Origin of the sequence: Desulfobotulus mexicanus (assembly GCF_006175995.1) — a bacterium.
Lineage (GTDB): Bacteria > Desulfobacterota > Desulfobacteria > Desulfobacterales > ASO4-4 > Desulfobotulus > Desulfobotulus mexicanus.
In genome coordinates, this window is record NZ_VDMB01000005.1 from 118,971 (window position 1) to 135,041 (window position 16,071).

The 16,071-nt window shown below is 50.2% G+C and carries 13 protein-coding genes; 8 read left to right on the forward strand and 5 right to left on the reverse strand.

Annotated elements, in window-relative coordinates; translation table 11 throughout:
• Positions 1 to 5 precede the first annotated feature (5 nt).
• Positions 6 to 1,640 (reverse strand): glutamate synthase-related protein, encoded by a 1,635-nt coding sequence (locus FIM25_RS05880; RefSeq protein WP_139447267.1) that lies wholly within the window; start codon positions 1,638 to 1,640, stop codon positions 6 to 8.
• Positions 1,604 to 2,734: a class II glutamine amidotransferase domain-containing protein gene (locus FIM25_RS05885; protein WP_139447269.1), complete on the reverse strand. Its 1,131-nt coding sequence runs from the start codon at positions 2,732 to 2,734 to the stop codon at positions 1,604 to 1,606. The genes FIM25_RS05880 and FIM25_RS05885 overlap by 37 nt, the downstream gene beginning before the upstream one ends.
• Before the next feature lie 373 nt (positions 2,735 to 3,107).
• Here FIM25_RS05885 and FIM25_RS05890 point away from each other — a divergent pair, with 373 nt between their 5' ends.
• The 5 genes from FIM25_RS05890 (at position 3,108) to FIM25_RS05910 (ending at position 9,300) form a co-directional block, all read left to right on the forward strand.
• Positions 3,108 to 3,455, forward strand: coding sequence for a hypothetical protein (locus FIM25_RS05890; RefSeq protein WP_139447271.1), 348 nt, complete (start codon positions 3,108 to 3,110; stop codon positions 3,453 to 3,455).
• Between the two features lie 63 nt (positions 3,456 to 3,518).
• Positions 3,519 to 5,756 (forward strand): LemA family protein, encoded by a 2,238-nt coding sequence (locus FIM25_RS05895; protein ID WP_139447273.1) that lies wholly within the window; start codon positions 3,519 to 3,521, stop codon positions 5,754 to 5,756.
• A 9-nt stretch (positions 5,757 to 5,765) separates the two neighbouring features.
• Positions 5,766 to 6,926 (forward strand): formate-dependent phosphoribosylglycinamide formyltransferase, encoded by a 1,161-nt coding sequence (purT, locus tag FIM25_RS05900; protein ID WP_139447275.1) that lies wholly within the window; start codon positions 5,766 to 5,768, stop codon positions 6,924 to 6,926.
• 25 nt (positions 6,927 to 6,951) lie between these two features.
• A complete protein-coding gene (locus tag FIM25_RS05905; RefSeq protein WP_218961303.1) occupies positions 6,952 to 8,430 on the forward strand; it encodes a monomeric [FeFe] hydrogenase in 1,479 nt (492 codons plus the stop codon).
• Positions 8,431 to 8,451: 21 nt separating this feature from the next.
• Positions 8,452 to 9,300 carry a pirin family protein gene (locus FIM25_RS05910; RefSeq protein WP_139447277.1) on the forward strand — a complete coding sequence of 283 codons (849 nt, stop codon included), beginning with the start codon at positions 8,452 to 8,454 and terminating at the stop codon, positions 9,298 to 9,300.
• Between the two features lie 70 nt (positions 9,301 to 9,370).
• Here the strand turns inward: FIM25_RS05910 and FIM25_RS05915 are convergent, their stop codons facing one another.
• Complete coding sequence (locus FIM25_RS05915) at positions 9,371 to 10,450, reverse strand: trypsin-like peptidase domain-containing protein (RefSeq protein WP_139447279.1); 1,080 nt, start codon at positions 10,448 to 10,450, stop codon at positions 9,371 to 9,373.
• Positions 10,451 to 10,692: 242 nt separating this feature from the next.
• On the opposite strand from FIM25_RS05915, the gene FIM25_RS17035 reads away from it, so the two are divergent.
• The gene (locus FIM25_RS17035; protein WP_179953191.1) at positions 10,693 to 10,839 is read left to right on the forward strand and encodes a hypothetical protein; all 147 of its coding nucleotides are present in this window, start codon (positions 10,693 to 10,695) and stop codon (positions 10,837 to 10,839) included.
• Here the strand turns inward: FIM25_RS17035 and FIM25_RS05920 are convergent.
• Entirely contained in the window at positions 10,815 to 11,756 is a 942-nt protein-coding gene (locus FIM25_RS05920; RefSeq protein WP_139447281.1) for a universal stress protein, read from the reverse strand. The two genes, FIM25_RS17035 and FIM25_RS05920, sit on opposite strands and share 25 nt — an antisense overlap.
• A gap of 253 nt (positions 11,757 to 12,009) precedes the next feature.
• Here FIM25_RS05920 and FIM25_RS17040 point away from each other — a divergent pair, with 253 nt between their 5' ends.
• Positions 12,010 to 12,174: a hypothetical protein gene (locus tag FIM25_RS17040; RefSeq protein WP_179953192.1), complete on the forward strand. Its 165-nt coding sequence runs from the start codon at positions 12,010 to 12,012 to the stop codon at positions 12,172 to 12,174.
• A gap of 143 nt (positions 12,175 to 12,317) precedes the next feature.
• Positions 12,318 to 13,604: an EAL domain-containing protein gene (locus FIM25_RS05925; protein WP_139447283.1), complete on the forward strand. Its 1,287-nt coding sequence runs from the start codon at positions 12,318 to 12,320 to the stop codon at positions 13,602 to 13,604.
• 143 nt (positions 13,605 to 13,747) lie between these two features.
• On the opposite strand, the gene FIM25_RS05930 is transcribed toward FIM25_RS05925, so the two are convergent.
• Positions 13,748 to 15,547, reverse strand: a complete 1,800-nt coding sequence (locus FIM25_RS05930; RefSeq protein ID WP_139447285.1) for an acyl-CoA dehydrogenase — start codon at positions 15,545 to 15,547, stop codon at positions 13,748 to 13,750.
• Between the last annotated feature and the right edge of the window lie 524 nt (positions 15,548 to 16,071).

Here is a 16,071-nt window from a genome sequence, read left to right on the forward strand (position 1 = left end):
TCCTCCTACACCACATAGCGGATGCCGAGGCGTTCGGCGGCATGGTAGTCATTGATTCCCAGGGCATCGGACATGCCGATGGGCAGGGAGGTGGAGCGGCCCAGGGGGGCAAGAATTTTTCTAAGCTCCATGTCAAAGGCCAGATAAAGATCCACCACGCGTTCCGCCACCTTCTCCGCATCCAGCCTGCGATAGATTCTCGGGTCCTGGGAGGCTATGCCCTTGGGACAAAGCCCGATGTTGCAGATGTTGCAACGGTCCTGCTCGGAGCCGAGGCAGCCTGCTGCGGCCTGCATGATATATTTACCCGTCTGCACTCCGGAAGCGCCCATCATGATGAGGGCTGCGGCATTGGCTGCGAGGTTGCCGTTTTTGCCTACACCGCCCCCTGCAAAAAGGGGAATTTCATTCTGCTTACCCACCTTCACAAGGTTTAAGTAGCAGTCCCGCAGGTTGGAAGCGATGGGATGTCCCATGTGATTCATGGACACATTATAGGCGGCCCCGGTTCCTCCGTCTTCTCCGTCAATGGCAAGTCCTGCGGCGTAGGGATTTCTGGTGAGGTTGTTGAGCACCGCAAGGCTTGTGGATGTGGCGGATATCTTGGGATAGACCGGAACCCGGAATCCCCAGGCCATGCTCATGCTCTGGATCATCTTGGCCACGGATTCCTCTATGGAATACTGGGTCTGATGGGTGGGAGGGCTTGGCAGGCTGACCCTTTCCGGCACACCGCGGATGGCGGCAATCAGCTTATTGACCTTGTGCCACATGAGCAGTCCTCCATCTCCGGGCTTGGCTCCCTGTCCGTATTTAATCTCTATGGCGCAGGGGTCTTCCTTCATTTCAGGAATGGCGTGGATGATCTCATCCCAGCCGAAATAACCGGAGGCAATCTGGAGAATTACATATTTGAGGAAACGGGAGCGCAGAAGCCTTGGCGGGCATCCGCCCTCTCCCGTACAGATCCGCACGGGCATGCCCATTTCCTCATTGAGGTAGGCCACTCCCATCTGAAGGCCTTCCCACATGGTAGGTGAAAGGGCGCCGAAGCTCATGCCACCGATGACCAGAGGATAAATTTCCCGCACAGGCGGCATCCATCCGTGCTCCCGCTGGTGCTTCAGGGCATCTCTTGGTTCCAGCACCCGGCCCAGCAGGGTATTCACATCAAAGGTGTGGCGACCGGCATCAAGTGCCGGGTCCGTGAGCATGGAAATTCGGATGAATTTAATCTGATCCAGAAGGCCTGACGGGTCGTTCCGCCGCCCTCCCCTGCTTTTTGGCTGTCCCCCCTGATTTATGTGATAGCGAAGTTTGTCACTGCCATCATTGCGGACAGGAGCAATGGCGTCATTGGGACAGACCAAAGAACACATGGCACAGCCCACGCAGGCATAGGCCGGGCTTGTTCTCTGGCGGATGCCGTAGCGGATAGTCTGGGAGGAGGATGGTTTTTCCGCAAATCCTGTGCCTGCTTTGATTTCCCGCTTGCGGAATACACCCAGCTCTATGGAGTTCACCGGACATACGGCGGTGCAGCTGCCGCAGAGGGTGCATTTGTCCTGATTCCAGCGGATCTGCCAGGGCAGATCGCTGATGCTTAAGCTTGACGGGATAATCTGTCCGTTTGCCGACATACTTTAACCTCCTTGCGATCCGGGCCCACCATGGCCATATCGAGGTGCATGGGTTGAAAATCTTTGCTCTTATCCCTGTCCGGGATCACCGTGTCCAGACCACAGACTTCCGATGAAAAGGCCCATATGCCGGGCTTGCCACCCACAATGCCGGGCCGGAGTTTTTTGCTGTCCTGACCCATGAAAAGGGTGCCGTCCGGAAGATTACCGATGATGCAGTTGGGTCCGTCAATGATAAGCCTTCTGCAGCTCTGCTTGAGTATCCTCAGTACGGATGCGTCAGGATGGGAATTTAGCGCCTCATCCGGAAGGGGGGTGATAATGTGTTTGTAGGCATCCAAGGGAAGATCCAGAAAGGTGCTGATATAGTGAAGAATATGCACAAAGACCTCGGAGTCGGACTGAAATCCGATATAGCCGTCAAAGCCCCGGGATTCCAGAAATTCCTTTACGGGTATGAAGGCGGTGTTCTCTCCGTTGGTCATGGTGGCAAAGCCTTCCAGAAAAAAGGGATGGCAGGCATAGAGATTGATGGCATAATTGGTGTTCTGTCTGCCCTGGGCCATGATGATGCGGGCTGTGATGCCATGGCGGTCGAGATCCATATAGCGGCCAACCGTAAGGGGATCTCCTATTTCCTTGATCATGATCACATCCGGCCAGAAGGAGAAGACAATCATATCGCCGTCGGCTTCACCCATTTCACGGAGCTCTAGTCTGACCTTGAGGAGACGGCGGTGTTTTTCTTCTTCCGCCAGATTTTCCCAGGCTCTGGGATAATCGTAGGCCCGGATCAGGTAGATGTCCCTTGACGGCGTTCCCGCAGGTGGTGTTTCAGGAAGCTGTATGCCCATGCGGTATTTGGTCATAAAGCCTATGTCCATCATCAGGGTATCAAGCTTTTTTAGACCCGCATCCGTAAATATCCCTGAAAGTATGGGCGCTCCCTTGATGGCGGCAAAGGGGCCACCCAGATCCCTCATAAACAGCCCCACTCCGGAACCGTCATGGCCTTCCCGCATGGCATCCAGTGCTTCCAGTGCCTTCATGGGGGAAAGGGGGGTGTCGCTGGTTACTGCAAATAAACGGCACATTTATATGTCTCCTTTAAAAAAGGGCTTTAAAACGCTTTTTTTCACACGGCTTTCCATGGGGCCTTTTTACTGAAGTGGAAGAATCCGCCTGCAACAAGGGTCTTTTTGCAGAAAGTATGCCATGACTTCTAATTGATTGTTGTGTTTTTTGTTTTTTATATAAAAAGGATATGTTAAATTGATTTATTATTCAATGGCTATCTTTTTTTTCGAATCCGCTGGCATCCGTTTATTTTCAAAAAATGATATTTTTGTGATTTTGGGTACAGAAATGTAATTTTTTAAATTCCTGTGATCTGTATCGCCCATAAGGTGCACATATTCAGGTTTTCTTTCTTTTACCGATAAGATAAGAAAAAAGGAGGAAATCATTATGGAAATTATTATTGGAAAAATTGCAGAAAGCAGTTCTGCCGGTCATAGGGGGCATCCACGGTATCAGCAGGGAGACGTACCTGTAAAAGTACTCAAGGTCCGTCCGGCAAGATCCAGAAGAAATGCCCTGCTTGAAGGGAAGGATCGCAGGGATGAGAATGTGGAGACAGATCCCATGAGGGGAAAAGTTCTGGTTCTTATGGTTCCTGACGGCAGCCGTTTACCCGTGGATCTGGAAACGGGAGATTATCAGCTCAGGCTCCGGATTATTTCTGACAAAACTGGAGAAACACCAAAGATCAATACAGGGAATAAAGAGGATGTCGGCCTGAACATCAGGGCTTAGGGAGAAAAGAGAAGCAAGTTTCATATCAATAATAATCTTTTTTTAAGGAAGGCTTTTTCCCCTATGAAAAAAAACACAGGAAATCCGTCGTCAATCTCGGTTTTTTTTAAGTTTATACTGAAAATTTCCGGTGCAGCCATCTGTTTTGCTGTGGCTTTTTTTCTTTTTCAATGGGGTTTTGGCCAGATGCGGGAGGCAAGGCAGATCGACCGCTTTCCCATGACACCCGTAGAAGCACTGGCAGACGGGCCCTATGCCATTCAGGGCAGAGTGCTTGCCGATAATCATCTGATAAAGGCCCCATATTCCGGCAGCGAGGTGGTTTATGTCCGGTATCGCCTTGAGGAAGAATACAAGGACAGTGATGATAAAACCAGAATCCGGGTGCTTGAAAGCGGAGAGCGGGGGACGGATTTTTTCCTTGGTGATGAAACCGGGCAGGTGAAGATAGACTGGAATAACCGGCCGGGCAGCATGGTTTTTTCCCTTTCCATGAGCATGAACAGAAAGGATGGGAAACTTACTTACAAGGAATGGGCCATCAGAGAAGGGCAGACTTTAAGTCTTCTTGGGGAATACGCAGGGGATAAAAACAGCTTCCACTTTTCCATGAAGCAGTCCGGCATACCGCCCATTTTAACGGACAGCTCCCTGCAGGCCGAAGGTGGACAGAATCTTTTGCTGGCCTCCATTCTTACCTCCCTTGCCTCGGGGCTTGTGGCCCTTGCCATTGCCCTTTTGCTTTCTGCTTTGCATGTACACCGTTTCTGGGTCTTTGTTTTTTTTATGTCTCTTGGTGTTGTGTCCATACTCACCTCCATGGGAATGAATCAGTTGAAACGGGACTGGAGTGAGGCTGCCGCCCTCTATCAGATGCGTTACAGGGTTGTGGAAAAAGCCCCAGACCCAGCGTCCCGCACAGACCTTTATGCCATGCGTCTTCTCATGGAAAAAAACAGCATGCAGTGGCCGGACAGAGGGCTTTTCCTTGCCATGGCAGATACCATGTTTCCCATGCCCGTGGGCCTGCTTCCCGAAGAGAAGAAAAGGGCCGAAACTCTTGTGGAAGCCACGGACAGCAGTTATCTCCATTCCTTCTGGCTGGTTTCAGGCTTAACCTTTCTGGGAATTGTTCTGGGTGGTATCTTTTTTTTCACAAGCTTTAAAGCCATACGCAGAAAGCGTCTGATAGAGCATATTCCTACGGCTAAAACCAAAGGTCTCAGCTACGGTCTTGCCGAGCTTAAAGGTCTGATCCGGACGGATGAAGAGCTTCCCTGCATACAAAGTCATCTGAAAAAAATGGATTGCGTGGCCTGGAGTTACAGCATTGAAGAAAAAAGAAAGGACAGCGACAATAAAAGCAGATGGGAAACCATTGCCAGCGGCAGTGACTGTACGGATTTCTGGCTGGAGGATGAAGAAGGACGGGTAAAAATTCAGCTAAAGGATGCAGAACTGGAGTTTCCTGAAAACACTACATGGCATGAGGGAAATCGACGCTACAGGGAAAGCTGGATGCCAGCGGAGACTTCCGTATATTGCATTGGTTTTGCCGGTCTGGATGAAAAATGCAGTGACAGCCTTGCCCTGCAGAAGGGTGACAGCAGTAATTTCTTTTTCATTACCCACAGAAAGGAAGAGGCCCTTCTTCTTTCCATGTCTTCACGGAGCTTTCTTCTTTCATCCTTCGGCCTTGGTTCAGTTCTCTTTGCATGCACAATTCTCTGGGCCGGACTGGGCTGGCTGACGCCGGGAGCCCTTTTTAAAATTTCCCTCTCCGTTCCCTTAACGCTTCTTGTCTACACCATTATCCTGCATTACAATGACCTTGTTTTTCTGAAAAACCGTGTCAGAAAAACCTGGAGCGACATAGACACCATTCTGCAGAAGCGTTTTGATCTCTGGCCCCAGCTCCAGAGCATTGTTCAGGCAAGCCTGCAGCATGAAAGGGAGCTTCTAACTGCGGTTTCCTCCCTGCGAACCCGGACGGCCCCGGAAGAAGGCGATCCGGACAGCGCAGACCGTATCATCAGGGAAGAACAGGTAGTTACCCGGCAGTTCCTTGCCCGTGTGGAAGCATATCCTGAGCTGAAAACACAGGCGCTGGTGCAGCAGTTCAGCGAGGAAATCCGAAAAACAGAGAATTATCTTGCCCTGCTGCGTCAGGGATACTCGGACAGTGTGGAAATTTACAATATCCGTATCCAGTCTTTTCCGGACCTTTTTCTGGCAAAGGCTTCCGGTTTTAAACCGGAAAAACCTTTTCAGGCAATCTCCGGTCAACCTGAAAAAATATGAAGGAATCCTATGTTATTCACAAGCCCTTTAAAAAGTAACAGCATCAGAATCATGCTCCTTGGCAGCGGCGAGCTTGGCAAGGAAGTGGTAATAGAGGCAGCACGCCTTGGCATTGAAACCATCGCCGTGGACAGCTACCCCAATGCTCCGGCCCATCTCGTGGCCAATGCCGCCCATGTGGTGAATATGAAAGACAGGGATGCCCTTCTGGAAATCATCCGTCGGGAGAAGCCCACCTTTATTCTTCCGGAAATTGAAGCCTTGAGCATTGAAGCCCTTGAAGATGCGGAAAAAGAAGGGTTTCATGTCATTCCCAATGCCGAAGCCGTGAAAAAAACCATGAACCGGAAGAATATCCGGGAATTTGCAGCAAAGGAACTGGGGCTTCTTACCAGCGCCTACCGCTTTGTGAAAAGCTTTGGGGAACTGCAGGCAGCAGTCGGAGAAATCGGTATCCCCTGCGTGGTCAAACCCGTCATGAGCTCTTCCGGCCACGGGCAGAGTATCATCCGGTCCGAAGCGGAACTGGTCCGGGCATGGGAACATGCAAAAGAGGCCAGGGGAGATGCCAGCGAGCTGATTGTGGAAGAATTCATTCCCTTTGATTATGAAATCACCCTTCTTACGGCACGCACGGAAAAGGAGACGGTTTTTTGTGAACCCATCGGGCACCATCAGGAAGACGGGGACTATGTTCTCAGCTGGCAGCCCATGGATATGCCGGGAAATGTTCTTGAAAAAGCCCGGATGATGGCAAGAACCATCACAGACGGACTTGGAGGTCGGGGCATTTTTGGCGTGGAATGCTTTATAAAAGGCGAGGACGTTTATTTCAGTGAAGTGAGTCCCCGTCCCCATGATACGGGTATGGTCACCCTGATTACCCAGAGCCAGAGCGAGTTCGCCCTGCACGTAAGGGCCGTTTTAGGTTTGCCCCTTGATTTTGTTTTTTACGGTCCGGGAGCAAGTGCGGCATTCAAAAGCAGCAGCGAGGCTTCTGTGCCTGTGCTGGATGTACCGGATGGGGCTTTTGACAAAAATGCCTTTATCCGTATCTTCGGCAAGCCCGTCAGCCATGTGGGTCGTCGCATGGCCGTGGCTCTGGTTTTTGATGAGGTGGAAAAGGCTAAAACAAAAGCACAGGAAATAGCCGTTTCAATAAAAGGATAAAAATAAGGTTCCCGGGAAATGGTGCATGACCGGAAACAGAACCGGAGGAAATCAGACAGTGCTCAACATCAATAACAAGGCCACAGAGATCAAGCGTGAAATCCTGATTCATATAGCCAGGTATCAGCTTGAGGGTATATTGGAAAAAAAACTGTACGCCCTCCCCAGAAAAATGCTTCCCCTGCATGGTACACCCTTTCGCTGCTGCGTTCACCATGACAGGGAAATACTCAGTCAGCGTATCATTGCACGGCTGGGTCACAGCATAGAAGACTATGATGAGGAAAAGCAGCTTTCCGATTATGCTGCGGAAGCCCTGAAAAGGGAAAAACCAACGGGACCCATGCTCACGGTCATTGATGAGGCCTGTAATGCCTGTATCCGTGCCTGTTATATGGTTACCAGTGCCTGTCAGGCCTGTATCGCCCGACCCTGCATGACCAACTGCCCTAAAAAAAGTATCCATATCCAGAAAGGCCGTGCCCTGATTGACGATGCCCAATGCATCAACTGCGGTATCTGTCAGAAAAACTGCCCCTTCCATGCCATCATTAAAATCCCCGTTCCCTGTGAGGAAGCCTGCCCGGTAAATGCCATCACCAAGGATGAAGACGGCAAGGAAACCATTGATTACAATAAATGTATTTTCTGCGGTGCATGTATAAGGAGCTGTCCCTTTGGTGCCATGGTGGACAAGGGACAGCTTGTGGATGTGATCCGGCATATAATAGAAGGTAAAAAAGTGGTGGCCCTTTATGCTCCTGCCATTGCCGCCCAGTTCCGTGCTGCTCCGGGGCAGCTGGATGCGGCCTTCATCCGGGCCGGATTTCATCAGACCTTTGAGGTTGCCCTTGGTGCGGACATAACGGCAGCAAAGGAAGCCCTTGAGTTTGAAGAAAGAATGGAACAGGGAGACATCCTGATGACTACTTCCTGCTGCCCGGCCTATGTACGCGCCATTGAAATCTATGTGCCGGAACTCCTGCCCTTCATCTCGGAAACCCGGTCTCCCATGCATTATTCAGCAGAACGGGTGAAAGAGGCGTTCCCGGACTGCATCAGCGTATTTGTCGGCCCCTGCCTTGCCAAACGTAAGGAGGGTTTTGATGATCCCAATGTGGATTATGTGCTTTCCGCCGAGGAAATCGGTGCTCTGTTTGTCGCCAGAGAAATCGATGTTGCCGCATGTGAGCCTGTCCTTTCCCAGAATCAGCCCACCAGCAGTGCGAGATACTTTGCCCGTTCCGGCGGTGTTGCCCAGGCCGTTCAAAGCAGGCTTACACACCCGGAAAAACTGAAAGTAAGGGTGATAAACGGCCTGGACAAGGCTGGCATGAAAGCCCTCAAATCCTATGGCAGAGCTGCATCGGAGAACAAAGAGGCAGATGCCAACCTTGTGGAGGTAATGGCATGTGCCGGGGGATGCATCAATGGCCCTCTGGTGCTGACTAATCCCAAGACCGCAGGAAGTCAGCTTCAGAAATATGCGGAAAGCAGCTCCTAAGCCTTAAGAAAGGAAGCAGGCATGGAAACATATCGCAGGATTAAAGAAGTGGTAAAAGGAGAAGAAACCAGAGACGGTGCAGGAGTGCGACTGGTGAGGCTTTTCAACTGCCGCACGGCGGAACTCTTTGATCCCTTTCTCATGATGGACGCCTTTGATAACAAAAGGCCTGAAGATTACATCAAAGGATTTCCCTGGCACCCGCACCGGGGTATAGAAACCATCACCTACCTTATAGAAGGCAAGGTGGATCATGGTGACAGCCTTGGGAATAAAGGCCGCATTCTGGATGGGGACTGCCAGTGGATGACCGCAGGCAGCGGTATCATTCATCAGGAAATGCCCCAGCCGCCGGGCAGGATGCTGGGTGTACAGATCTGGCTGAATCTGCCGGCAGACAAAAAAATGGCTCCACCTGCCTATGGCGATATCCGTTCAGATGCAATTCCCCTCATCCGGGAAGAGGGATGTGAAATCCGTCTGATAGCAGGCAGATACCGGGGTGTTCAGGGTGCTTTTGAAGGCCGGTATATTAAGCCCCTTTTTATGGATGTCAGCCTTGCGCCTCATGCTCTCTGGGAACTCCCGACGAATGCCGGGGACACTCTGTATACTTACATCTTTTACGGAGAAGGCCGCTTTGATCCTGAGCATCCGCCCATGGGTGAAAAAAATGTTCTGCTGTTTGGTTCCGGCAGCAGAATACGCGTGGAGGCCGGGGATGCGTCTTTGCGTTTCATCCTCCTGTCCGCTCCTCCGCTTAATGAACCCCTTGCCTGCGGAGGTCCCATTGTTATGAATACAAGAGAAGAAGTGGAGCTGGCATACAAAGAGCTGGATGACGGCACCTTCATCACCCCTAAGCATTAATTCCTCTTTGCATTACCAAAATTCCATAGGCAGGGTTCCTCCATGTAAAGAAAAGCATGGGGGCGTTGTTTTAGAAACTGCCCGCCATATCCGACAGGGCCACGCTGATATCAAGGGCAAAACCCAGCCCTTCAAATTTGTGGGTGAGTTCCTTGAAGGTATTGATTCCTACCACCTCTCCCTTTTGGGTGATGAGGGGACCGCCGGAATTACCGGGATATATTTTGGCATTGGTCTTGACCCATACCCCTTCCATGCCGGAGAGAATTCCGTTCACAACGGAGTGGTTGAGTCCTGCCGGGTTGCCAATGGCATAGAGGGGTGCGCCCCTGGGAAGGAGTCTCGGGTTGGCTGTTTCCATTTTGGGTGTGCGGGAGTATCCTCTCAGATGAAGAAGGGCCAGATCGTGCTGCTCACTGATTTTGATAATGGATGCCTGTAAGGATGATCCGTCCGCAAGTCCGATACGGACCTGTCTCTGAGTCCCGGCCAGATTGTTCTGCCATTCAAAATCCCTCCGGTGTTTGTCCAGCTCGTCCTTTGCCTGCCGGTATTCCTGCCTTATACCCCTGAGGTAGCTTTCCCGCTCCCGGATATTGCGCTGTTCATCCTGAAGATTTTTTCTGGCCCTTTCCTGCTGGCTGGAATGCATTTCTGGAATCCTCAACCCGTAGTCATCGGCTCTTTTTCGTGCATCCTCAAGGCGCTGTTCTTCCTGCCGGATCTGTTCTCCATAGGTGCGAAGCTTCTGTTCCGTCTTTCTGTAGTGTTCTCTCTGTTTTTGTGCTTCAGCTTTGTCCTGTTGCAGCACATGGCGGTTGGTGAGGATATGGCCCCTTTCACTGATAAAAAAACCCGTACCTATGCCAAGAACGGATTCCACGCGGACAGTTGCCATGGCAGCCTGTTCCACAGCAGTCCTGGGGTTTAGTTTTTTTTCAAGGATTTCAATAAGATCACTTCCCCTGGGGTGGGAGTTGCCCTGGCTAGCTATTTCCTTGTACTCTGCACCGGGAACCTTCATGGGATTGTCCGTAAAATGTATGACCCCTTTTTCGTCGGTGAACTGATAAATTTCCGATGCAGAAACCATTGATGAACAAAGGAGGACAGCAAGGACAAAAAACAATATGGTCTTGAAATTACTCATCTTGCATCCTTGTTATAATAGGGTGGGCTGGATTTTGATACTTGAGGCAGGCATGCTCTGCAACTTTATTAGAGCATGCTTCGGGGGGATGGGTCCATAAAAAAAGGTCTGTGGGATAGTTTGCGAGTCATCCCGCAGGCGGGGACAGGCTGAAAGGAGACTGGTCAGCGGATGAAGATCTGTCGGCTGACCTGAAATTCCGGACTCAAAGCGGCTGTTGAACGCTATGAAAGCAAGGCATAATGATCAAAACGGTTCTTCTGGATAAATCCCTGCACAACCGGAACCGATTTGACTGCGGCATTGATCCTTTGAATAATTATCTGAAAAATATTGCAGAAAAAGAACTTTGCCCTGTCTCATATCAGTTTACAATCCATATGGCCTGATCTCTGGCCATTTCCACAAGTTTTTCCCCTACCCTTCCCATCAGAAAATCCTGTATTCTGGAGACTCCCCTGCGTCCAACGAAGATTGTTCCCCAGCCTTCCTTTTCAGCCATATCCAGAAGTCCGAGGGAACGGTTCATATAGCCTGTGATAATAAGGCTTTCCATGTTTGTTTTTTCCACGGAATGCTCTTTAAGAATCTGAAGGGCTTTTTCCATGGCAGGTTCTATTTTCATCCGCCGGTTTTTTTCCTGATCATCTATGGTCTGCCTGACAGTCACAGTGCCCGGATTCTGAAATTCACCATTAAAAAGATTGAAAGAGCGGGCAATGTGAAGAATGTGGAACTGTTTATCTGTACCGGCAAAAAGGGATGCAGAAAATCGAAGACAGCTTCTGGAATCCCTGGAATCATCAAAGCCGATGAGAATATGATTTGTTTCCGCATTTTCGCCAACGATGACGAGGGGAATATGCAGGATGCGGGATACAAGCTTCCGGGCAACATTGCCGATGGGCAGGCGGGCAAGGTTGGAGCATCCCTTGCGCCCCGCAAAAACAGCTGCATATCCGTCCATGCTTTCGGAAATAATATCCCGTGTAATACCGGTATTTCGCCGGTACATTTTAATGTTAACGCATTTTCGGGGGAATCCCGCTTCCACTAATATGCTGCGTGCCGTCTCAAGGACACTGGCAAAGCATTTATGCTGTCTTGTAGCCCATTCAACCATCTCTTCTTTGTGTATGCGATTTTCAGGGTCCGGGTAGATATCCCAAAAGGATTCCGGCATATCCAGCTCAACAAGAAAAAGGACTATTTCTGACCGGTCTTTGGGCAGCATGGCTGCGGCATAATGGACGACGGCCATGGATGCCGTTGAGCCATCAAGGGCAATCAGATACTTTAGATCCATAGTTTCTCCTTCTCCGTCAGAAATGATCTCTTTTTATTAAAACTTCCCCCTTCCTCTACTTGCAGGCTGCGTGCCGTAAAGATGCTGAAAGTATTTTTTTGTAATCAGGGTTTGATAAAGCTGGTTTTTTGCTGGGATTAAAGAAGTCCGGTCTGCTTATCCGTATTGCTGAGTTAGTTGCAGGCAGGGATGTCTGGCTACTGGCCTGTTAAAAATTTTGCCAGCTTGTAAAAAGGTGGAAGCAGGAGCCAGTATGCAGCAGGAAGAATTCCATGGATCGTCAGGGCTTATAAGGGAACTCAAGGAAGATGTTGAGTGTTATGCCTGCTGCCTCCTTTCCCGATTTTTAAGGCTCCCTTTGGCAATGGGGACCGGAGCTGATAATCACAAAAATGGTATTGCGTGGCTAGGATTTTGAACATTTTTGTATAAAAAATAAATTAATATGAATTATGGATTTCATATAAATACTGTCATATTAAGCATTTATATTTTTTGTGCCTTCTCTGGCATGAATTGTGATTCTATTTTATGGGGGAAAGACATTAAAAGGAGGACTCCTTGTTTCAGGAAGACAAAGGGCCGGGATCCATGGCCATGATAAAAAAAACATCTGCATGTTCATTTAATAAGGTGTCTTCCCTCATGGGTAACTGCGGGGACTGCTGGGAAGGCTACTGGACAGACCACAGGCTGGCCTCGGTTTTTCAACCGGTGTACAGCCTCGCCCATAAGAGGATTGTGGGATTTGAAGCTTTGATACGGCCAACGAGAAACGGCCAGCCCCTGGCTCCTCCGGATTTTTTCAGAGGACTTTCCACGGAAAAACTCATGCTGGCAGACCGCCTCTGCCGTGCCCTCCATGTGGCTAATTTTCTAAAGCTTGGCAATAAAGACAGCTGGCTTTTTCTCAATGTGGCCACTGATGTTGCCGTTCATGCCAGGCAATATGGCTCATTTTTTTCTGAGCTTCTGGATTATTACAAACTTTCTCCGGAATCCGTAGTGATTGAGGTGGTGGAACAGGCCACAGAAGATCCGGAACGTATGGACAGGGGTATATCCTTTTTCAGGGATCTGGGCTGCCTCATTGCCATGGATGATTTTGGCGCAGGAAGTTCCAATTTTGAACGGATCTGGCGTTTTTCCCCCCACATTGTGAAGCTGGACCGAACCATCATTGCCCGTGCAGGTCGCGAAGCCCGTACCCGGCGCATGCTTCCCGGCATTATTTCCCTTTTGCATCAGGCAGGCTCCCTTGTTCTTGTGGAAGGCATTGAAAGGGAGGAGGAAGCCCGTATTGCCATGGAATCGGATGCCGACATGGTACAGGGGTATTATTTTGGCAGACCGGAAAAGAATCCGTCTCCGGCCTCTCCTGATTTTGATGGTCTGATGGAGCGATGCAAGGCTGAGCTGGGAGAAAAGGAGCATCTGTGGCGAAGGCGGAACAAGCCGGTTCTGGATCTTTTCTCCCTTGCCCTTGAGAAGCTCTGTTCCGGACTTAAGCCGGAGGAGGCCTTAAGGGGCATGCTGGAGGATAAGAGAACCCTGCGATGTTATCTGCTTACTCCCACTGGGCTGCAGGTGGGGTCCACCCTTACGGGTACAGCTCCGGAAAGAAGGTCCGACGCCTGCTTTGCTCCTTTGCAGGAGGGACGCAGCGGAGACTGGTTCCGCCGACCCTATTTCAAAAGGGCTCTTCGTACTCCCGGCCGGGTTCGGGTCACCCAGCCCTACCGCTCCATCACCGGAGACGGAATGTGCCAGACCCTTTCCTGTTATGTGACTTCAGGATCAGAAAGCTGGATTGTCTGCTGTGATCTCTGTTTCAGCGATATTTTATGAAAAAAAGTCTGTACGGCATACAGTACATATGCATTTGCAGAGTTTGAAAATGATAATATTATAAACAAACCGGAGGCCCAAGGCCCCCGGTTTGTTTTTTAGTTCTTAAATCAAAGACTTTTCAAGCTGAAACCTGAATATCATCAGCCTCCGAAACCCGCATCTTCCATGTCGATGGCTGCGCCATCCATGACCCGGATGGAGGCAAGCCTACCTGCGGTAACAGGAAGCTGGGTATTGATGAAGAAACGGGCCGTGGTGATCTGGCCTTTGTAAAAGGCATCATCCTTTTTCTTCAGACCGATTTTGGGTTCGGCCACAAGGGCCCGCCACAAAAGCATCCATGCCATGGTCAGATCACCCGTGGCCTCCAGGAAGGGATGGGTAAAGGCAAAGGCGTTAAGCACCTTGTCGCTGGCTGCGGCCTTACCCAGTACCATGGCGGTTTCCGTGTAGGTTTCCAGCAGTTTTTCCAAATTTTCCGCCAGAGGCCGGATGGATTCAATGTTCCGAGCCTTTTCTATGGTGCTGCGGATTTCCTCCAGATAAGCCATGAAAGCGGCCCCTTTTTTCATGCCCATCTTGCGGCCCACAAGGTCCATGGACTGGATGCCGTTGGTACCTTCGTAGATCTGAAAAACACGGGCATCACGAAGCAGCTGGGCCACGGGATACTCCTCCACATAGCCGTAGCCGCCATAGACCTGAACCGCATGGGAGCAGACCTCAAAGGCCTTGTCCGTGATGTAGGCCTTGATGATGGGAGTCAGAACCTCTTCAATGTTTTTCAGTCTTTCCTTTTCTTCCGGGCTGTCGGAAAGCTGGCAGCGGTTCTGGATCATACCATTGTAGTAAATGAGGCTGCGCATGCCGTCCACAAAGCTCTTCATGATCATGAGCTGGCGACGCACATCCGGGTGACGGATAATGGCCGCAGGACCTGCATCGGCGGGATCGGTCATATGCTTGGTCTGAATACGCTGGCGTGCGTAATCCAGGGCATACATATAGGCCGTGGTTGCGTTGGCAAAACCCTGAAGGCCTGTCATCTGACGGGCTTCATTCATCATGTGGAACATGGCGGCCATGCCTTTGTTCTCTTCTCCGATGAGGGTGCCTATGCACTCACCCTTTCCTCCCAAAGTCAAAGAGCAGGTGGAATTGCCGTGCAGGCCCATCTTATGCTCAATGCCCGTGCAGATTACATCATTAAATTCTCCTAAGGAGCCATCTGCCTTGATGCGGTATTTGGGCACCATGAAAAGGGAGATGCCACGGGTGCCTTCGGGGGCTCCTTCAATGCGGGCAAGGGTTGGATGGATGATATTTTCCACCATATCCTGCTCACCACCGGAGATGAAGATCTTGGAGCCAGAAAGGGAATAGGTGCCGTCGGGGTTGCGCCTGGCCACAGTACTCAGGGCACCCACGTCGGAGCCTGCATCCGGTTCGGTGAGGAGCATGGTGCCGGACCATTTGCCAGCATACATGTTTTTCAGTACCTGATTTTTCTGCTCATCCGTACCAAAATTCTCTATCAGCCGGGCCGCACCATGGGTGGCCATGTGAAAGAGCATGAAGGAGTTGCAGGCGCCATGGAAATACTCACTGGCCGCAAGGCATACTGGCTTGGGCATTCCCTGCCCTCCCCACTCCGGCGTATCTCCCATGGCCAGCCACTGACCGTCCAGATAGTTTTTGTACACCTTATGATAGGCTTCGGGTACCCGAACGGTTCCGGCATCAAACTCGCAGCCTGCATCACTGATTTTCTGTAAAGGAAGAATTTCCTTGATGGCAAGGTTTCTGGCTTCATTCACAATGAGGTCGATGGTTTTACGGTTGAATTCCGTGAAGGTGCTGCTTTTGGCAAGCTCGGCCACCTCAAGCTGTTCATGGAGCACAAAATCCACATCACGGCGGTCGGCAATAACTTGGGCCATCCTGAAATCTCCTTTTTCATTGGCATTAAAGTCAGTGATTAAATATCAGACTGGTTAAAAATCAGATTGATTTGAAATCCGGCAGACCTTAAGCTGCTGTCTGGTTTTCTGGTGCCTGTGGCAGTAAAAAAACCTCAGGCTATGTATCTAACCCTAAAAACATTTTTTCTGACATAGTTCAATAACGATAATTAAAAAAATGAATAAAGGTTCATAAAAATGGTAAGCGGCCTTGATTTTTAAGGATATTTGCCCATGCTCAAACGAAATAAAAACCATTTTTCATAAATGCAGACAGGGTTTATGTTCGTTACCCAACCAAAAGCAAGACTGTGGCTGTATTAAGAGTCTTGCAAAATGAGATTTAACTTTTCTGTAACTTCTGAGTAACTTCAAAAGTTACTTTATGACAAAACGCCGTAACACGGCGTGGGTTGCTGTTCAGCACAGTTTATTCCGAACTGCCAATGCTGTAATTGCAGCAGCTTCGTACTGCTGTAAGGCTCCGTGGCTATTTGTAAGTG

What these genes read in the sequence shown, in the direction of transcription:
- FIM25_RS05880 (WP_139447267.1), bottom strand. Translation starts at nt 1,640, where the DNA reads ATGTCGGCAAACGGACAGATTATCCCGTCAAGCTTAAGCATCAGCGAT.
- FIM25_RS05885 (WP_139447269.1), bottom strand. Translation starts at nt 2,734, where the DNA reads ATGTGCCGTTTATTTGCAGTAACCAGCGACACCCCCCTTTCCCCCATG.
- FIM25_RS05890 (WP_139447271.1), top strand. Translation starts at nt 3,108, where the DNA reads ATGGAAATTATTATTGGAAAAATTGCAGAAAGCAGTTCTGCCGGTCAT.
- FIM25_RS05895 (WP_139447273.1), top strand. Translation starts at nt 3,519, where the DNA reads ATGAAAAAAAACACAGGAAATCCGTCGTCAATCTCGGTTTTTTTTAAG.
- purT (WP_139447275.1), top strand. Translation starts at nt 5,766, where the DNA reads ATGTTATTCACAAGCCCTTTAAAAAGTAACAGCATCAGAATCATGCTC.
- FIM25_RS05905 (WP_218961303.1), top strand. Translation starts at nt 6,952, where the DNA reads ATGACCGGAAACAGAACCGGAGGAAATCAGACAGTGCTCAACATCAAT.
- FIM25_RS05910 (WP_139447277.1), top strand. Translation starts at nt 8,452, where the DNA reads ATGGAAACATATCGCAGGATTAAAGAAGTGGTAAAAGGAGAAGAAACC.
- FIM25_RS05915 (WP_139447279.1), bottom strand. Translation starts at nt 10,450, where the DNA reads ATGAGTAATTTCAAGACCATATTGTTTTTTGTCCTTGCTGTCCTCCTT.
- FIM25_RS17035 (WP_179953191.1), top strand. Translation starts at nt 10,693, where the DNA reads ATGATCAAAACGGTTCTTCTGGATAAATCCCTGCACAACCGGAACCGA.
- FIM25_RS05920 (WP_139447281.1), bottom strand. Translation starts at nt 11,756, where the DNA reads ATGGATCTAAAGTATCTGATTGCCCTTGATGGCTCAACGGCATCCATG.
- FIM25_RS17040 (WP_179953192.1), top strand. Translation starts at nt 12,010, where the DNA reads ATGCAGCAGGAAGAATTCCATGGATCGTCAGGGCTTATAAGGGAACTC.
- FIM25_RS05930 (WP_139447285.1), bottom strand. Translation starts at nt 15,547, where the DNA reads ATGGCCCAAGTTATTGCCGACCGCCGTGATGTGGATTTTGTGCTCCAT.